Origin of the sequence: Rhizobium sp. P28RR-XV, from assembly GCF_012641385.1 — a bacterium.
Classification (GTDB): Bacteria; Pseudomonadota; Alphaproteobacteria; order Rhizobiales; family Rhizobiaceae; genus Rhizobium.
The window spans coordinates 410,649-428,457 of record NZ_JABAIG010000003.1; the positions used below are offsets into that span (position 1 = coordinate 410,649).

17 protein-coding genes are annotated in these 17,809 nt (G+C 59.6%); 5 read left to right on the plus strand and 12 right to left on the minus strand.

Annotation, left to right across the window (positions count from 1 at the left end):
* Positions 1-336: 336 nt before the first annotated feature.
* From repA to repC, 3 genes are all read left to right on the plus strand, one after another.
* A complete protein-coding gene (gene repA, locus HGP12_RS08790; RefSeq protein ID WP_168839298.1) occupies positions 337-1,530 on the plus strand; it encodes a plasmid partitioning protein RepA in 1,194 nt (397 codons plus the stop codon).
* Positions 1,531-1,534: 4 nt separating this feature from the next.
* Positions 1,535-2,536 (plus strand): plasmid partitioning protein RepB, encoded by a 1,002-nt coding sequence (gene repB / locus HGP12_RS08795; RefSeq protein WP_168839297.1) that lies wholly within the window; start codon positions 1,535-1,537, stop codon positions 2,534-2,536.
* Positions 2,537-2,691: 155 nt separating this feature from the next.
* On the plus strand, positions 2,692-3,993 hold the full coding sequence (gene repC, locus HGP12_RS08800) for a plasmid replication protein RepC (RefSeq protein WP_168839296.1): 1,302 nt from the start codon (positions 2,692-2,694) through the stop codon (positions 3,991-3,993).
* A gap of 460 nt (positions 3,994-4,453) precedes the next feature.
* Here the strand turns inward: repC and HGP12_RS08805 are convergent, their stop codons facing one another.
* Positions 4,454-5,461 carry a hypothetical protein gene (locus HGP12_RS08805; protein WP_168839295.1) on the minus strand — a complete coding sequence of 336 codons (1,008 nt, stop codon included), beginning with the start codon at positions 5,459-5,461 and terminating at the stop codon, positions 4,454-4,456.
* 189 nt (positions 5,462-5,650) lie between these two features.
* On the opposite strand from HGP12_RS08805, the gene HGP12_RS08810 reads away from it, so the two are divergent.
* Positions 5,651-5,878, plus strand: coding sequence for a hypothetical protein (locus HGP12_RS08810; protein ID WP_168839294.1), 228 nt, complete (start codon positions 5,651-5,653; stop codon positions 5,876-5,878).
* Between the two features lie 43 nt (positions 5,879-5,921).
* Here HGP12_RS08810 and HGP12_RS08815 read toward each other — a convergent pair whose 3' ends face one another.
* From HGP12_RS08815 to HGP12_RS08865, 11 genes are all read right to left on the minus strand, one after another.
* A complete protein-coding gene (locus HGP12_RS08815; RefSeq protein ID WP_168839293.1) occupies positions 5,922-6,902 on the minus strand; it encodes a L,D-transpeptidase in 981 nt (326 codons plus the stop codon).
* An 87-nt stretch (positions 6,903-6,989) separates the two neighbouring features.
* Positions 6,990-8,075 (minus strand): ABC transporter ATP-binding protein, encoded by a 1,086-nt coding sequence (locus tag HGP12_RS08820; protein WP_168839292.1) that lies wholly within the window; start codon positions 8,073-8,075, stop codon positions 6,990-6,992.
* Entirely contained in the window at positions 8,068-9,090 is a 1,023-nt protein-coding gene (locus HGP12_RS08825; RefSeq protein WP_168839291.1) for an ROK family protein, read from the minus strand. Before HGP12_RS08825 ends, HGP12_RS08820 begins: the two co-directional genes overlap by 8 nt.
* Positions 9,087-9,812 (minus strand): ribulose-phosphate 3-epimerase, encoded by a 726-nt coding sequence (locus HGP12_RS08830; protein WP_168839290.1) that lies wholly within the window; start codon positions 9,810-9,812, stop codon positions 9,087-9,089. The genes HGP12_RS08825 and HGP12_RS08830 overlap by 4 nt, the downstream gene beginning before the upstream one ends.
* Positions 9,809-10,633 (minus strand): alpha/beta fold hydrolase, encoded by an 825-nt coding sequence (locus HGP12_RS08835; protein WP_168839289.1) that lies wholly within the window; start codon positions 10,631-10,633, stop codon positions 9,809-9,811. The genes HGP12_RS08830 and HGP12_RS08835 overlap by 4 nt, the downstream gene beginning before the upstream one ends.
* Positions 10,633-11,451: a sugar phosphate isomerase/epimerase gene (locus HGP12_RS08840; protein ID WP_168839288.1), complete on the minus strand. Its 819-nt coding sequence runs from the start codon at positions 11,449-11,451 to the stop codon at positions 10,633-10,635. Before HGP12_RS08840 ends, HGP12_RS08835 begins: the two co-directional genes overlap by 1 nt.
* Entirely contained in the window at positions 11,451-12,527 is a 1,077-nt protein-coding gene (locus tag HGP12_RS08845; protein WP_168839287.1) for a Gfo/Idh/MocA family protein, read from the minus strand. The genes HGP12_RS08840 and HGP12_RS08845 overlap by 1 nt, the downstream gene beginning before the upstream one ends.
* Before the next feature lie 11 nt (positions 12,528-12,538).
* A complete protein-coding gene (locus tag HGP12_RS08850; RefSeq protein ID WP_168839286.1) occupies positions 12,539-13,357 on the minus strand; it encodes a sugar phosphate isomerase/epimerase family protein in 819 nt (272 codons plus the stop codon).
* A 5-nt stretch (positions 13,358-13,362) separates the two neighbouring features.
* On the minus strand, positions 13,363-14,199 hold the full coding sequence (locus HGP12_RS08855) for a carbohydrate ABC transporter permease (protein WP_168839285.1): 837 nt from the start codon (positions 14,197-14,199) through the stop codon (positions 13,363-13,365).
* The gene (locus HGP12_RS08860) at positions 14,196-15,128 is read right to left on the minus strand and encodes a carbohydrate ABC transporter permease (RefSeq protein ID WP_168839284.1); all 933 of its coding nucleotides are present in this window, start codon (positions 15,126-15,128) and stop codon (positions 14,196-14,198) included. Before HGP12_RS08860 ends, HGP12_RS08855 begins: the two co-directional genes overlap by 4 nt.
* A 1-nt stretch (position 15,129) precedes the next feature.
* Complete coding sequence (locus tag HGP12_RS08865; protein WP_168839283.1) at positions 15,130-16,476, minus strand: ABC transporter substrate-binding protein; 1,347 nt, start codon at positions 16,474-16,476, stop codon at positions 15,130-15,132.
* 176 nt (positions 16,477-16,652) lie between these two features.
* Here HGP12_RS08865 and HGP12_RS08870 point away from each other — a divergent pair, with 176 nt between their 5' ends.
* Entirely contained in the window at positions 16,653-17,801 is a 1,149-nt protein-coding gene (locus HGP12_RS08870; protein WP_168839282.1) for a Gfo/Idh/MocA family protein, read from the plus strand.
* Positions 17,802-17,809 lie beyond the last annotated feature (8 nt).

Below are 17,809 nucleotides of genomic sequence, written 5' to 3' on the forward strand. Positions count from 1 at the left end.
CGCGGACTACCGATCTTTCAAGAGACCCTCCCCTCTCCTCAGTCCCAATTGCCATGCTGGCGCAATAGACCGTATGGCGTCAGTAGTCCGCGGACTACACCTTCGCCGAAGGCTGCGTAAAAGCCCCGCCCATTCCAACAAGAGCGCAAACGGCAAGAATATTAAGGGAGCAAACCTCGGCGCTCAAACTGAACGGCGCCCTGTCGATGCGCAAAAAGCCGCCAAAACCTGCCTTTTGTTTAAGCATTTGTAAAACGGACACGAATCGGAGCATATTATAACTGCGTAGTTCAGCGGCATTCCGTCACAATTGCGCAGTTAATTGGGAAAACAACTATGCAGCCGAGTCTCGTGCTCCAAGACGATCAAGAGCATCTACCAACGCTTCTGGCAACAGATGCGCAAGAGCTGTCTTACCAGCTCCAGCAACATCAGGCAAAGCTCTTTCCGCCTCAGTCACAGAAAACGATGCGGATGTTTTCGCCGGCTGAGGCCGCAGCATTTATCGGCATTGGGGAAGGTTATCTCCGCCAGATAGCAGCCGAAGGCCATGGGCCGGATCCGCTTGCCAACGGGCGGCGGCTTTACACGGCCGAAGACATGGATCGGATCCGCAGGGTTCTCGACGAACGAAACGGAACGCCGAAATATGTGCCCTGGCGCCGAGGGACCGAAAAGCTGCAGATCATCTCGGTGATGAATTTCAAGGGCGGTTCCGGCAAGACGACCACCGCGGCCCACCTCGCGCAATATCTGGCGCTGAGAGGCTACCGCGTACTTGCCATCGACCTCGATCCGCAGGCATCCCTATCCGCATTGTTCGGGCACCAGCCCGAGATCGACGTCGGTGAAAACGAAACGCTCTACGGCGCCATCCGTTATGAAGGCCCTCGCCCGATTACCGATATCGTTCGTTCGACCTATACGCCAAATCTGCATCTGATCCCCGGAAATCTCGAGCTCATGGAATTCGAGCACGAGACGCCGCGCGCAATGGCGGCGGGCAGGGCCGAGACGATGTTCTTTGCCCGCATCGGCGAAGTCCTGACCGAGATCGAAAGTTTCTACGATGTGGTGGTCATCGATTGCCCGCCGCAACTCGGCTTTCTGACCATGTCGGCGCTCTGCGCCGCGACATCGATCCTCATCACGGTGCATCCGCAGATGCTCGACGTTATGTCCATGTCGCAGTTTCTGACGATGACCAGCGAGCTCATGTCCGTTGTCGAGAAAGCAGGGGGACGCACCAGTTATGACTGGATGCGCTACCTCGTCACACGCTTCGAGCCAAACGACGGACCGCAAAGCCAGATGACCGGTTTCATGAAGGCGATCTTCGGCAACCGCATGCTCCACAACGCGATGGTCAAGTCGACGGCCGTTGCCGATGCCGGCGTCACCAAGCAGACCCTCTACGAGGTCGAGCGTGCCCAGTTCACCAGGGGCACCTACGACCGCGCTCTGGATTCGCTCAATCTCGTCAACGGCGAGATCGAGACGCATGTCCGCCTAACCTGGGGAAGGAAATAAATAGATGGCGCGCAAAAACCTTCTTGAAATCTCAGCGCCGAACACAAGCCGTCCGGAGGCGCCGGCCGCGAAGGACCATCGTCCGATCGCCGGCTTTCTGCCACAGGCAAGAGGCTCGGCTCCAGTGGGCGGCATCACCAGGACGCTCGGAAATATCACGGAGAAGATGGAGCGAGCCAGCGATCTCGAACGGCAGCTGGCGGAAGGTCAGACGGTCGTCGATATCGATCCCGAGCTTATCGATGGGTCGTTCGTTACCGATCGTCTCGAAATAGATCCGGTCGAGCTTGCTCAGCTTGTCGAGCAGATACGCGAACATGGTCAGCAAGTACCGATCCTCGTGCGTCCGCATCCCGAATCCCGCGGGCGTTTTCAGGTCGCCTACGGCCATCGTCGACTGGCGGCGACAAAAGAGCTCGGCATCAAGGTGCGCGCCGTCGTGCGTGAGCTCACCGACGATCAGCTGGTGGTCAGCCAGGGTCAGGAAAACAGTGCCCGCACGAACCTGTCCTATATCGAGCGAGCGCTGTTCGCGTTGCGCCTCGAGCAGCGGGGTTTCGGTCGCGATGTCATCATGGCGGCGCTCGGCGTGGACAAGGCTGCTCTCTCGAAGATGCTCATCGTTACCAGACAAGTGCCTCTCGCTCTCATCAGCGCGATCGGCCCTGCTCCAGAGATCGGCCGCAGGCGCTGGCTGGAGCTGGGAGACCGTCTCGAAAGCGCTGCCGCGGAATCGATCGTCACGGAGTTGTCCGCGGACAACTATCGTCGGCTCTCCAGTGACGAGCGTTTCCAGCAGGCAATGGCTCTTGCAATCGGCAAGCCCGCATCCAGCAAGGCGGCGGTTGCGCCATCATCAATAGCCGGGGTTCCGGTAACATTTAAGCGAACGCCGGCACGTGCAACCTTTGTTTTCGATAGCAAGGTCGCACCCGGTTTCGATCAATTCGTACAGGAGAGGCTGCAATCTCTCTTCAACGAGTTCCAGGAAGGAAAGGATACGTAACCCGCAAAAGAAAAAGGCCCCCAAACGACGCCGTCGTGGAAGCCCTTCTCTGATCTTAAGCAAATCGAGAATCGCATTTCCCCGAATCACAGTCAAGAGTCTTTGGCATCGTTTTGGTGAGCAGATTTCTTTTGCCACAACGTAGGTGAAAGAAAATGGAAGCCGAACATGTGACGACGCCTTTTGGGCGGCGGCCAATGACGCTTGCCATGTTGATAGCTCAAAGAAGAGCCGAACATGGAAAGTCCGTCAGGTCCGTCGACAAATGGAAGATTTATCGTGCGCTCTGCGAAGCCAAGCCCCTGTTGGGCGTGACGGATCGAGCGCTGGCCGTACTGAATGCACTCTTGAGCTTCTATCCGAAGAACGAACTCTCGGATGACGCCAACCTGATCGTGTTTCCCTCAAACGCGCAATTGTCGCTGCGCGCGCATGGCATGGCGGAACAGACAATCCGCCGTCACCTCGCCGTGCTGATCGCCGCCGGGCTGCTTATCCGCAAGGATAGCCCCAACGGCAAGCGCTATGCTCGGCGGAGCAGGGCAGGGGACCTCAATGACGTCTATGGCTTCTCCTTGGTGCCTCTCCTCTCCCGCGCCGAGGAGATCGAGCATCTTGCGGCCCAGGTCGTAGCCGAGCGATTGCACATGCAGGGTCTGCGGGAACGCATCAGCCTCCACCGGCGTGACATCGCCAAGCTCATCGAAACCGCCATCGCAGAGAACATAGAGGCTCCCTGGGAAGCGGTCCATGCAGGCTTCCGCGCGCTCATCGATGACCTTCCGCGTTCGCCAAACACCGTACAGCTGGAAACGCTGCTGGAGAAGCTCGGACGTCTGCGTGGCGAAATCGTCAACCGATTAGAAACACATGCAGAAACTGCGAAACTAAGCGCCAATCCCTATCAAAATGAGCGGCACATACAGAATTCAGACTCCGAATCCCAAATTGAATCTGAAGCCGCATCAACGGGAAACGCCACCCCACATGTCTCCATTCCGAGGACAACTCCGGCTACCGTAAACGTCTCCGTAGCCGCTAAAGCCCGGAAGCCAGTGTCCTGCATACCCGACAACAGCCGCTCCGAAACTGGCACAGGAATAGAATTGAAGTCCTTCCCGCTTGACCTCGTTCTGCGAGCATGCCCGGAAATTGCCGCCTATGGCCCAACCGGACAGATCAAGAGCTGGCGCGATCTGCTTACGGCTTCGCTCGTCGTCAAATCGATGCTCGATATCAGTCCGGGAGCCTACGGGGAGGCCTGCCTGGCGATGGGTGCAGAAAACGCCGCGACCGTCATCGCCTGCATTCTCCAACGTGGCTCCCACATCAACTCCGCCGGCGGCTATCTTCGTGATCTGACGCGGCGAACGGAGAAAGGAGAGTTTGCCATCGGTCCCATGCTCATGAGCCTTCTACGGGCGAATATGGCCCCAACCATGCGGAAGATCGCTTAGCTTGTTCTCGTTTGTATCGCGGCAAATTAACCCTGACGTTACGTATGGCTCCGGACAGCTCCCGCCTCCGCAGCGAACGATAAATTGTCCCGAATGGGATCTCTGAAGGAGAGCATACCGGAGCTATAACTATGGAGTCGGAAAGGGTGGACATTTGTCGGCAAAAAGGGCATAAAAATACAGAAGTCTGCTGGCACTAAGGGTATGTCCCTTCACGAATTCGATCGTTTTGACTGAATTTCCCCGCTCGCTAGAAGATTGATTTCATTGAAATAAATTCGTTGCCGGAAGCTATATCAGCCTTTTGTGCCGCTACGCATGTAGCCGTGCAAAGCCGCATAATGGACATATGCTGTTCGTCGACAAGCCCAATAGCCTCCAAACAGGAGGACGGGACCGGGCCATGCCTGTGGTTACCGATCCCGAGCTCTGTATTTCCGCGCCTGCGCCTATGCCGGGTTCATTGCTGATCGCAAATCGGGATCGGCCGGGACGGCGGTGCCGGATGATCGTTCTTGTATTGGACGATGATCGGCTCCAGGGTTTCCTTCGGCCAAAATTTCGGAGTACCGATTTCCTTCAGGCAGGACTCGTTCCAATACAATCCGGACTGCGCGGGAGAGCGGCCGGCTGCAACGGCCTTGGCGACTGCCTTGATGTCCGAGGATTCCGGATAGATGTAGAGCGTCGTCGGATTGTCCTTCACCATGGAGATGATCTGATTGGCATCCGATGCCGACCAGCTCGTGCAGCCGTCGCTGCGGCCGCCGGCATATTCCACCAGCTTTCCGAGCGGAACGTATCCGTCGCGATTGGCATAGGGGCTTTGCGGATCCTTCTTCATGCAGATGCCGGCAACCTTTGCAGCGGCATGGCCGCCGATCGCCCGGGCGCGTGCATTGGCGGTTTCGCCAACGCCGTCGAACTGCACGAAGGTGCGAAGGAAAGCGGCATCCTTGGTCTGGGAAACCCGATAGTAACCCTTGAAGGTCGTTTTCGTTTCTTCCGTCATATAGGAGCCGCCTGCCGTCAGGTTCGAATCCATCGCGTTGCCGAAGTTCTTGGCGCACATCCGGCCATTGCCGAAGTCGACGACGCCCTTGAGATCGCGGCCGCTGCCGTGGCCCGATGAAACCACGCGGAACGCTTGGGTCGCTTCGCAGACGATGTAGAAACGGCCCGCCGACTTGCCGTCAGCCGGATTGTTCGGGCGGGTTGCATCCATCGCGAAATAGCAAGGGTTGCTGACCTTGCCTTCGCTTGTCTTCTGCATGTAGAGCGCGCGCGCCCTTTGCAAAATCGGTCGGGCAATCTGACCGTCGCCTTCGCCGACATAGGCGTTCAGCCACGCCGGAAGATCTGACTGGCGCTCGGCGGCAAGAGATTGCGATGTTGAAGGGATGATGATGGTAAGAGAGCAAAGGCTGAGCATCTGGGCGACGCTTCGAAGGGCATATCTCAACCGCACGAAATTAAATCTCCTGTAAAAATATACCGGATCCGCATGTGCCGCTATCGGCAACGGCGATTTCGGCGGTCCGTCCGCCCCACAAGCCTGCCTGCCATGCGCTCGGATCCAGAAATCGTAATTGTGCGCTGCTTTGCTGAACGACGACCTAACGGAAACCGGAAATCTCGGCGGTAGCAGAAAGATTATTTGCCCGCCCTTAATTTCCTCATCCGCTTTGCGTCAGCATTCTTCACCGATCGCGGCGCAAATATGGCCGAGTTGTATCGGACGGCTTGCATTGAAAATCCTGGGTACGAGATTGGGTACCTCTCTGAAATCGAGCGCACGATGGCTGATGCTGACGTAGGCTTTGGCCTGTCGCCCGAGGGTCAGTTCCGGCCGACGAACGATCCGATTTTTCTGCCTCGCGAGTAACGACATCCGCCGGCAATTGCCCGATGCGGCTTCTGGCCGGTGGTCAATCGACAAATTCAACGACCACGCCCGGCTTTACCATCCTTGCCAGCTCTTCCACATCCCAGTTTGTCAGGCGGACGCATCCATGAGAGCCGACTTTGCCGATAAGTTCTGGTTCCGGCGTTCCGTGGATGCCATAAGTGGGCTCGGTCAAATCAATCCAGACCGTGCCGACAGGATTGTTCGGCCCGCTTGGCAGCTTCAGGATCCTCTTGTTGTGACCCTGCTGAAAATTGATCTTCGGATTGTAGGTGTATGGCGGCAATCGAGCGACGCCCTTGACCTTGTGCGTGCCTGAGGGGGAGGGCGTTTCCTCGCTGCCGATAGTGGCTGGGTAGACCGACAGCAACGCCCCGTCTTCCGCAAAAGCGAATATCTGGCCCAACTTTCTGTGAACCTCGATCCGCTTCACTATGCCGGTCTTTGCCTCGCCAGGGATCGCAACCATGATTGTTTCACCGGGGACGAAAGACGCGGTCGGATTGAGCGCTTTCAGAAGAGCGATGCTCATGTGGAAACGTTCGGCTAACTTCTCGGCGATGCTGGTATAACCGAGATGATCCATCTTGGCCTGCTCGGCATAGTCCCTGGGAATGCTCTTCACCAGATCCTTCCCGTCATCGGCCGTTATGGCATACGCCTGGATGACGGGAACCTGATCCTCAAGCCGCCCAAGTATCTCTGGATCGAGTTTTCCATCGACGGGAAGCCGCTGCAAAGCTTCAAATCCCGCAATTGCTTTGCTGAGGTTCTCTCCGATGTAACCGTCGATAGCGCCAGGAGAAGAACCGGCTCGATCCAGCAGGACCTGAAGCTTGACGACCGCTGCATCAGGCTTCTTTGGCTTCTCGCTCGGCGCTTCGATCTGTATAGACGCCATGGAGGCGCTATTTACATCCGCAGCAGCTATTGGAGTGGCAATAGCCGGGCCTGAGAATATAAAAGCGATAGAGATCGTAAGACAGCGCAACGTATTGATCATGTCTTGAAAATCATCATCTGTGCAAGTTGTTCCGCCGGCCTAAGACAGATCTGATTGGCTGATTGCGGCGAGAAGGTCGCCTGGCCGTCAATTCAGCCTGGCGAGCGATTTTCCGTTCTCATCGAAGAGATGACAGGTGCCCGGGTCGATCTGGAGCGATATCGGCGTGTGAGGCGGGGTGGTGTCGGCACCTTCCGCCTGCACCACGAGGGGCTGGCCCGAGGCGGTATCGACATGAAGGATCGTCAGACCCCCCAGCCGCTCTGCAAGGACGATCTGCCCCGCAAACTGGCCCTCTTGGCCGATACGGATATGTTCGGGGCGGATTCCGAGTGTCAGTTTCGAACCCACCTCTACCGGGCCGGAAGAGACCGGAACGGTCATGGTGCCTCCGCCGGGTAGCGCGACGGATATGCCGTCCGGACCGATAATCTCGGCCGCTACCGGCAGAAAATTCATCTTCGGCGAGCCGATGAAGCCGGCCACGAAGATGTTCGCGGGATGATTGTAGAGCGCAAGTGGCGAGCCGACTTGTTCGACGCGGCCACTATTCAGCACCACGATCTTGTCGGCCATCGTCATCGCCTCGATCTGATCGTGGGTGACGTAGATCATCGTTGCGGCCAGTTCGTCGTGCAGGCGCATCAATTCCAGCCGCATATTGACCCGAAGCGCAGCGTCGAGGTTGGAAAGCGGCTCGTCGAACAGAAAGATCTTCGGGTTACGCACGATCGCGCGGCCGATGGCCACGCGTTGGCGTTGACCACCGGACAGATCCTTCGGCCGACGGTCGAGCAGATGGGTCAATTCCAGTATTTGTGCTGCCTCCCCGACCTTCCGATCACGCTCGCTTACCGAGGCCCCGGCAATCCTCAGCGCAAAGCCCATATTGTCGGCGACAGTCATGTGCGGGTAGAGCGCATAGGATTGGAACACCATAGCCAGACCGCGTCGCGACGGATCGATATCGTTGGAACGGGCGCCATCGATCATCAGTTCGCCGGCAGTTATTTTTTCCAGACCGGCGATCATGCGCAGAAGCGTGGATTTTCCGCAGCCGGAAGGGCCGACGAAGACGACGAATTCACGGTCGTCCACTTCGAGATCAATGCCCTTGATCACCTCGATGGCGCCATAGGATTTGCGAACGTCGCGGAGCTCGAGATTAGCCATCGCTGGCCTCCTTTTTACCGGTGGGTATATTCGTGCTTTCCACGCCCGCAGACACAGGATCGATCCTTCCTTCGCTGCCGAAGATAAGGCTGGCAGCGCCGATCAGACCGGCATGGCGTCCGAGCTGCGCGGCGACAATCGGCACGTCGCGATAGGCGGGCATGGCACGCTCGCGAACCGTCGCCACCATTTGATCGTGGAGAAGATCGAAGCCATGCGAAATTCCACCGCCCATGACGAGCACGTCGGGGGAATAGAGGTGAAGCAGGTTGGTAAAGCCGATCCCCAGCCATCGTGCCTCGGCATTGAGCAGTTCCAGGGCCGCCGCGTCGCCTTTTCGCCCGGCTTCGACAACATGTCGCCCGGTGACCTCGGCGTCGTTCGACAGCTTCCGCAGCATCGACCCGTCGGACGGACGGGTGCGCGCGGTGGCCCGCCTGCCGAGCGCTGTTCCCGAGGCGACGGCTTCGAAGCAGCCGACTGCGCCACAAAAACAACGCTCGCCTTCACTCGTGATCGTCATGTGGCCGATCTCCGCAGCCAGACCGCGTCTGCCATGCAGGATACGGCCATCGGCGATCACGCCGCCGCCGATACCGGTCGATACCGTGACAAAGACCATCGATCTCGCACCATGACCGGCGCCGTATTGCCATTCACCAAGCGCTGCCGCGTTCGCATCGTTTTCAAGCCGTACGGGTAGCTGAAAGTGGTTTTGGAGAATGTCCGCCAGCGGAACTTCGTGCCATCCGGCCAAGGTCGGCGCGGCAATGACGACGCCGGCGTCCGGATCGAGCGGACCAGGCGCGCCGATCCCGATCCCGATCGGAGAAAGACCGGGCGTTTCCGCCAGCACCGTTTCGGCCAGCAGTTCGATCTGTCGGATGACCGCGGCAGGCCCGCCGGTCGCATCCGTCGACAGAGACGAAAACGCCAGAAGACATCCCTTGTCATCGACAAGCGCGGCGCGAAGCTCCGTTCCACCAAGATCGAATGCGAGAGCGACCTTTTTCACGAAACGCGGCTCTCCAGCCCATGCAGCCAGGCGATCCGGTCGCCGAGGTTCTTGTCGCTGAATGCCAGCGATCCGAGAACGACCGTCTGCGCTCCGGCTTGGCGCAGCAACGGCACGGTTTGTTCGCGAATGCCGCCATCGGCGGCGAGTATGACCCGATCCTCGCGGCCGGCCTTCTTCAGGAGGGAGCGCGCCTCGATCAGCCGGTCGCATGCCTTTTCGGAAAGGCTTTGTCCTTTGACGCCGATCGAGGTTCCCAGCAACGTCACGAAGGCTACATGATCGATGAAAGGCTCGATCGCCGAAACGGGCGTTTCCAGCCGCAATACCACGCCGGCTTCGGCACCCAGCTCTTTGGTAAGCGCAATTGCACGCAAGCCGGCATCGCCGTTTTCGGCATGGACGCTTATCAAATCCGCGCCCGCCTCTATGAATTGGCGCGTCTGCTCCTCGACGATTTCAGCCTCGACCATGAGATGGACATGGATCGGCTTGGCGGTCGACTTGGCGATGCGCGCGACAAAATCCGGAAAGAACAGGAAGCCCGGCGTAAAGCGCGCATCGGCGACATCGATGTGATGCAGGTCGACGTAGGCTTCGATGCGCTTGAGATCCGTCTCCATATTGGCAAGATCGGCCGACCAGAGCGAGAATTCGCCCAGAAGCCGGTTGCGGGGAAGCGCTGCGATGGCCTGCGGGCCGGAAAGGGGGCGGGACGTCATGATGGAACGAAGCTCCGGATTGTTTTGGATGCAAGAAAATGCGTGATGGCGTCTTGGACTTCGGCAAAATGCCTGTTTTTGTCGATGGCCTTGGCGGTGACTTCGACAAAGCTTGCGCCCGGAATGACATCGGCGAGCGTCCGCGCGCAGGAGAGCGGATGGATCGCGTCCTGCTGGTTGCCGATAATGAGCGTGGGTACGGCAAGGGCGTCGGCGGATGACCGCGGTACATCCGGCCCGTCTGCGGCGATGTCAGCCAGAACCGAGGCGAAGGTGAGAGCATCCGGCCGGTCGAAATAGCCGAGCAGGGAAGAGAAGTTGTCCGGCGCCTCCGAGGCAATCCGTTGTCCGGTGTCAGAGACGATAAAACGCCGTTTGGCCTCCTCAATCGGGTGCGAGCGGATCAGGGCGGCAACGGCGCGGATCGGCGCGAGATTGTCCGGCGATGCCGCGAAGGTCCACGCGGGGCGTACGAGTACGAGCCCGGCGATCCGGCGGGGGTGATGATGGGCAAGATATAGTGCGATGGCCGCGCCCATTGAAATGCCGCCGACGATGAAGCGGTCAAATCCGTATGCGGTGGCCGCGGCCAGAACGTCCTCGGCAAACATAGGAATCGAAAATGGCCGCGTATTGCCGAGCGAGGATGCGCCATGTCCACGGCACTCCAGCGTCAGCCGGCGAATATTCGCGGCGGAAACATTCTGTGCCACCTGCGCCTCATCGCCGCCAAGACCATGCTGGAAGACGACGGCAAGCCCCTGACCGTCCTCATAGACGGCAAGTTCCGTATCGCCACGTTTGAACGTTTTTTTTCCCATCAAATCAACGCCTTGAGGAAGTCGGCAACCCCGGATGCTTCGGCAGCCGAAAGGCCATGCGTGACGAGCGGTCCGTCGAAATTCACGAAGCGCAGCCGCGCGATGAAGTGGGCAAAATCCACCACGCCTTGCCCGGCGGTTGCGAAGCGGCCGTCGGCGTGACGATCCTTGGCATGCGCCAGGGCGATGTGACTGGCCGAGATTTCGATCGCCTCTTCGACGATCGCCCGCGCCTCTGCCGGTGTCGCCTGTTCGAAAAGATTGGCCGGATCAAGCACGATGCGCAACCGCTGCGATCCCATCTCGCCGATCAGCCGCCGGGCATCGCTTGCCGAGGTGACGATGTTGGCCTGTTCCGGCTCGATGCCGAGATCGACGCCATGGCGTTCGGCGAGCTCCAGAGCCTTCGACATTTCAGCCGCCATGTCGGCCCAGGCGGACGGATCGCCATTGTCGGGGTGATCGGCCCATTGGTCGTTCGGATCACGCGTTCCGGTGCAAAGCGTCACCAACGGAATAGAGAGTGCCGCCGCCGTTTCGATGACGACTGCGAGCTGGGCGAGGCCCGTCCGGCGAATGGCAATATCGGGGTGAGCCATATTGTAGGTGCCCGACAGGGCGGCAAGCGAGATACCGGTCGCCTCGACGGCCGAGCGAACCGCTGCGATCGTCGTTTCCGAAACGGCATCGGGCATGGACGGGAGACCGCAGCAGGCGAGATTGAACTGTGCGCATGCATAACCGCTATCGCGCACCGCCGAGAGAACGCCGAGCGGCTCTGTTCCGGGAAAGGTCTTGGCGAAGATCCCGATCTGCATCAGACCACTCCCGAGACCGATGCGAGTTCGACGCGTTCGCCCCGTTCCACCGATCGGGCGATCGCCACCATCGCGCGGATGGACGCCAGGCCGTCCTCGACATTGGCGCCGCGCATCGGCGCGCCGTTCAGTGCCGTATCGGCAAGTCCCTCGAGCTGCCTGCGGAAGAAATGGCCGTCCGCGCCGAGTGGCTTTCGGCTCGTCGCATCCTTCTCGTGGAAGATCTCCACTTCGCTCGAGCGGAAGTACCAGGGATTGAAGGTCTTTGCGAGAACCGAGCCGTTCTCGCCGTAAAGCTGGAACCCTTCATGCCAATCCATGCGTACGGCAACCGTCAGGTCCAGATGGCCGAGGGCACCATTGGCAAATTCGGTCTCGACGAACCAGCAATAGGCACCGGCACGTTCGAGAAGCCGGGCGCGAACCGCGACGATCTCACCGCAGAAGAAACGCGCGGTGTCGACGAGATGCGAGCCGTGTGCCAGCATGAAATATTGCCTGAGATCGGCCTTGGGATTGCCTGATGGTTTGCGCGCAAGCTTGCTGGTGACGGGCAGGGGCTGCACCGCATCCGTATTGGTATAGCGGTGTGTGGAATCGCAATACCACGCCTTCATCGCAAAAATCTGGCCTATGTCGTCGCGCACGAAATCGCGCGCCGCCTCGAGCGCCGGATCGAAGCGCTTCATGTGCCCGACCTGCAGGATTTTTCCGGATCGGTGCACCGCCTCGGCGAGCTGCTGCCCTTCTTCGACCGAAACGCCGATCGGCTTTTCGCACAGTACGTGCTTTCCGGCTTCGAGCGCCTTTATGGACATCGGCACATGATAGGCATCGGACGTCGCAACGATCACGGCTTCCAGATCGGGATCGGCAAGCATGGCATCATAATTGTCAAACATCTTCTGCGGCTCATAGGTCGCGCCCATGCGGGCGAGAAGATCGGGTGCCGCATCGCAGATCGCGTAGAGATCGGCATTCCGCGCCTTGACGCAGGATTCCAGATGCGCGAATTGCGCGATCGGCCCGCAGCCGAGTACTCCGACGCGAAGACGGCGACTTTCCTTTTCGATCATGGTTCTCTTCCTTATGCGCCGTAGCCGCGCATGGTTTGGCGATTGGCTTTGACCGCACCGGCAGGATCGGCGCCGGCCGTCTCGGATTCTTCCTCCAGCACCAGCCAGCCATTGAAGCGTGGGGCCGCGGAGATGAGGTCGATCACGGCCGGCGTATCGAGAATACCCTTGCCGAGCATCGCCCATCGGTCATGCGCGTCGACGTCCTTCAGATGCAGGTAGCGGATACGGTCCTGATAGGTACGCATCGTGTCAAGCATGTCGGCATGCCCTCGCAGGATATGGCCGGTATCCGGCACCCAGCCGACCAGGCTCGGGTCGAGCAAGGCGAAGATGCGGTCGTAGTCGGCTCGGTCGAACAGCAGCGTATTGTGATGCGAGCTTGGATGCACGGCGATCTCGACGCCGGCGACCTTGCCCAGCTCGCCGGCGCGATTGTAGAACTCGCCGGCAATAGCGAACTTGTCGTCTCGCGGGCCGTCGGAAACGACGGTTGCCGAGCCGATGGAAACAAGTGCGCCCGGAAAATGCGCGGCGTAATCGATCCAGCGCTTTGCCGTCGTCAGGTCGTCCTTCATCGCGTCGGCCACCGTGAAGCCGCTCTTCGAACCGAAGGCGAAGGAGACGAGCGTCAGGCCGCAATCCCTTAATGCATTTGCGAAGGCATGCGGGTCTGCAGCATAGCGGCCGATCATGGTGTCGGTGATTTCGATGCCGGAATAGCCGCCGGCGGAAATTGCCGACAGCAGGTCGTCTGCCGTTCCCGTCCAAGCATTGCCGAGCATTTCCCATGTAAATGTCTGGCAGCCGACTTTTATGTCCTTGCGCATTCCCGCTATTCCTTGATTCCGCCTTGGGTCAGGCCTTCGATGATGTGTCGTTGGAAGAAGAGCACCAAAATGATGAGCGGCACGGTGACCACAGCCGATGCGGCGGCGATGTCCCCCCAGGGCACATAATATTGGTTGGTGAAATTGGCGATGCCGACCGGGATGGTCTGGGTGCCGCTATCCGATGTGAATGCGAGCGCGAACAGGAATTCGTTCCAGGCGGTGATGAAGGCAAGCAGGCCTGTCGTGACCAGGCTCGGCAATGACATTGGCAGGATGATATGCCAGAGCAGGCCGACCGGGCCGACGCCGTCCATGCGGGCCGCCTCGTCGATTTCGCGCGGCAGCGTCTCGAAATAGCCGAACAACACCCAGGTCACCAGCGGCAGTCCCAGCGCAAGATACGTGATGATCAGCGCCGTATAGGTATCGAGCAGTCCGAGATCGGAGGCGATGAGATAGAGCGGCCCGACGAGCGCGATCTGCGGAAACATCGATACCGAAAGGATGACCGTCAGGATGCCGAAGCGCCCTTTCACATCGAGGCGCGACAGCGAAAAGGCGGCCAGTGAGCCGACGATCAGGCAAAGCGCGGTGGTCGCCAGCGAAACGACGAGTGAATTCAGCACATAGTGATGCAGGCCCTTTTCGACGAAGGCGTTATAGTAATGCTCCAGCGTGAACGGGTTCGGTATGAGCGAGGGCGTTCCCTCTGTCAGCGCCTTGTCGAGCTGAAGCGATGTCGAAAACTGCCAGATGAACGGGCCGGCGGACCAGATGAGGATAAACAGGGCGCCGAGGTAGATGAGGAGATTTTGGAAGATTGAGCGGCCTTCGTTCATGTCGTCCTCCTGATCTGGCGCACGAGGAAGACACAGAAGCCGATGGCAATCAGCCCTTCCGTGATGAACATGGCGGTCGTTACAGCCGAGCCGTAGCCGAACTGAAGCGTCGAAAAGAGCACCTTGTAGGACAGCGTCGAAAGCGTCTCGGTGGAATCGGCCGGCCCGCCGCCCGTCAGCACATAGACCAGGTCGAAGACGCGGAATGCATCGAGCGCTCGGAAGAGGCCTGCGATCAGCAGCGTCGGCATCAGGAGCGGCAGGCGGATATGCCAGAAGATCGTCCAGGCTCTTGCCCCATCCATGCGGGCGGCCTCGATCAGCGATTTCGGAACGGTCTGCAGCCCCGTCAGCAACAGAAGCGCCATGAATGGCGTCGTCTTCCACACATCGGCAAGGATGATCGTCGTCAGCGCCGTATCGGGCGAGCCGTACCAGTTGACGTTCTGATCGATCAGCCCTGCATGCAGAAGGATGAAATTGATGATGCCGTGCTGGCCGTCGAAGAGCCAGCCGAACATTTTCGACGTCACGACGGTCGGCATGGCCCAGGGCACTAGCATGGCGGCGCGGATCATGCCCCGGCCGGCGAAGGTTTCGCAAAGGATCAGCGCCATCGCAAGGCCGATGAACGTCTCGAGCAAAGTCGAGATCAGGGTAAACCAGATCGTGTGCCACCAGGCATTCCAGAACGGCGGATCGGCCAGCAGCTGCACATAGTTGGCGATGCCGATGAAATCATTGTCCTGGGTGATCAGCGAGCGGTTGGTGAAAGACAGATAGACGCCGTTGACGATCGGGTAGAAGGAAACCGATGCGAGCGAGAGGAACGCAGGCAACAGCAGCAGCCAGGGCCAGAGGGCGCTTGATAGCGCCCTCGACTTGCCTGGGGTTTGCTCGGAAGCGGCAACCGTCATCGTTACGGCCATTTCAGCCAACGATCTTGTTGATCTGGGCCGCTGCTGCCTGCAGCTCCGCCTTGACGTTGCCGCTGACCAGCGCCTTCGAGATGCTGGACTGCAATGCCAGTGTCACCTTGGCATATTGCGGCGTAATCGGCCGCGGCGTGGCCCCGGTGAAGACGCTCTGAAGGCTCGCCATGAACGGCTGCTCCGCCTTCAGCTTCGCATCCTGGAAGATGGCGGGACGCGAAGGCGCGAGACCGAAATTGAGCGCAAGCCGGGTCTGGGTTTCCGGCGAGGACATCCAGGTCAGGAACTCGATCGCCGCTTCCCGCTTCTTGGAGTTGGCGTTGACGCCCAGCTGGTAGCCGCCAAGGCACGCGGCGCTCTTGCCGCCGGCAAAATGCGGCAACGGCGCGACGGCGACCTTGTCGACGACATGCGAGGCCTTCGGGTCCTGCGCGATCGGGTAGACATAAGACCAGTTGCGCATGAACATGGCCTCACCGGACGTAAACGGCTGGCGAGAGGGCTCCTCGTCCCAGGAGAGCACGTTCTGAGGGCTGATCTTCGTCTTGTTGATGGTATCGTACAGGAATTGGATTGCGGCAACGGCGGCATCGTCGCCGATGACGGATGATTTTCCGTCGGCGGAAAGGATGGAACCACCGTTGGAGGCAATGATTTCCACGGCATCACAGACCAGAACCTCGGCCTGCTTGCCTTGCCAGAGATAGCCGAACTTGGCATCGCCGGCTTTCTGCGCCTCTGCCGCCATCGTCGCCATGTCGGCCCAGGTTTCCGGCACCTTGCCGCCGTGCTTTTCCACCAGGTCCTTGCGATAATAGAACATGCCGGAATCGACGAACCACGGCAGCGCGGTCAGCTTGTCGCCATAGGTGCAGGCCGCCACCGTGCCGGGGAAATAATCGGCGCGCTTGTCCTTCGGGAAATATTCGTCAAGCGGCAAGGCCCAGCCGGCAGAGGCAAAACCTGCAATCCAGATCACATCCTGGCTGAAAACGTCGGGTGTTCCGTTGCGGCGGGCGAGCTGCTGGACGAGGCCCTGATAGACCTCCGTCGACGAACTGGGCGGCGGCAGCTCGATGAACTTGACGGTGATACGGCTCTGCGACTCGTTGAAAGCCTTGACGAGATCGCCAAGCCCTTCCTTGCCGAAGAAGCTGGCGCTGGCAAAGCTGATTTCCGTCCGATCGGCGGCACGTGCCGGGCGGATGCCGAGACCTGAAGCAACGCCGAGCGTTGCCGTACCGATGGCGGCGCCGGCCGCGCCCAAAAGCAGTTGACGACGATCAAGCATTATCGATTGTCCAGCAATCTTGGAGACAGCCGGCGTCTTCTTGAAATCTGTCATGTTTCCCTCCCAGGAAGACTGGCGACCTCCATACCTCCGCGCCAGTATTCGCACATGTTTCATAAAAAATTGTCGCGCGTCAAGAAATAAGATGCTTTAACTCGATCCAGGAGGCATCGCTCGGACGCGTCGAAGCGCGGCGGGCGAATGAGGAGCATCAGGGAGGATTGGGAAATATGTCTGATAATTCAAAAGCTAAACTTGGCATCGGCGTAGTCGGCTGCGGGAATATCTCGATGACGTATCTGCGCAATGCGGCGCTGTTTGCCGGTCTCGAACTGCGCGCCTGCGCCGATATATCTCCTGACGCGGCCGCGCTGCGTGCCCGTGAATATGGCATTCGCGCCCTGAGTGTCGACCAATTGCTTGCCGATCCAGAAGTCGACCTCGTGCTCAACCTCACGGTTCCAGCCGTCCATTTCGATGTCACCATGTCGGCCCTATCGGCCGGCAAGCATGTCTTCACGGAGAAGCCGCTCGCAACATCGGCGGCGGACGGCCGCATTCTTGTGGCGGAAGCCAAGCGCCACGGGCTGCTGCTGGGTTCTGCGCCCGATACATTCCTCGGCGCGGCAGGCCGTCGGGCGCGGCGTCTGATGGAGGAGGGCGCGATCGGCCGGCCGGTCAGCGGTTCGGCCTTCATGATGGGGCGTGGCATGGAGCATTGGCACCCCAACCCGCAATTCTATTACCAGCCGGGCGGCGGCCCGGTCCTCGACATGGGTCCCTATTATCTGACGATGATGGTAAACCTGCTCGGCCCGGTCGTGCGGGTCATGGCAATGGCGACGAAGGGCCAGGAAGATCGCCTGATCACCGCCGACGGCCCGTTCAAAAATACCAGCTTCAAGGTCGGCACGCCGACCAACGTTCTGTCGCTTCTGGAATTTGCATCCGGTGCGACCGTGAATTTCGGCGCGTCCTGGGATGTCTTTCGCCATTCCAATCGCCCTATCGAGCTGCACGGTACCGAAGGCTCGTTGCGGCTGCCCGACCCGGACACGTTCGGCGGAACCGTGTCGCTGTCCGAGCGTGGCGCCGACTGGCGTGATTTCGAAAGCGACGACGAACTTTACGGCGCGAGGAACTGGCCATTCAATGCACCGGACCGGGCCAATTACCGCATGCTCGGCGTCGCAGACCTGGCGCGCGCGCTTAATGAGGGCAGGCAGCCCCGAGCCTCGGGGGAGTTGGCGCTTCATGTCCTCGAAATCATGGAGGCTATTCTCCAATCCGGCGAAAACAGGCAGTCTGTCGGCATCGGCGCGGAGCTGATACCGCCGCCGCGTCTTGGCGAGGACGAAGCACGCAGTCTTTTGGCCTGATTGCCGCA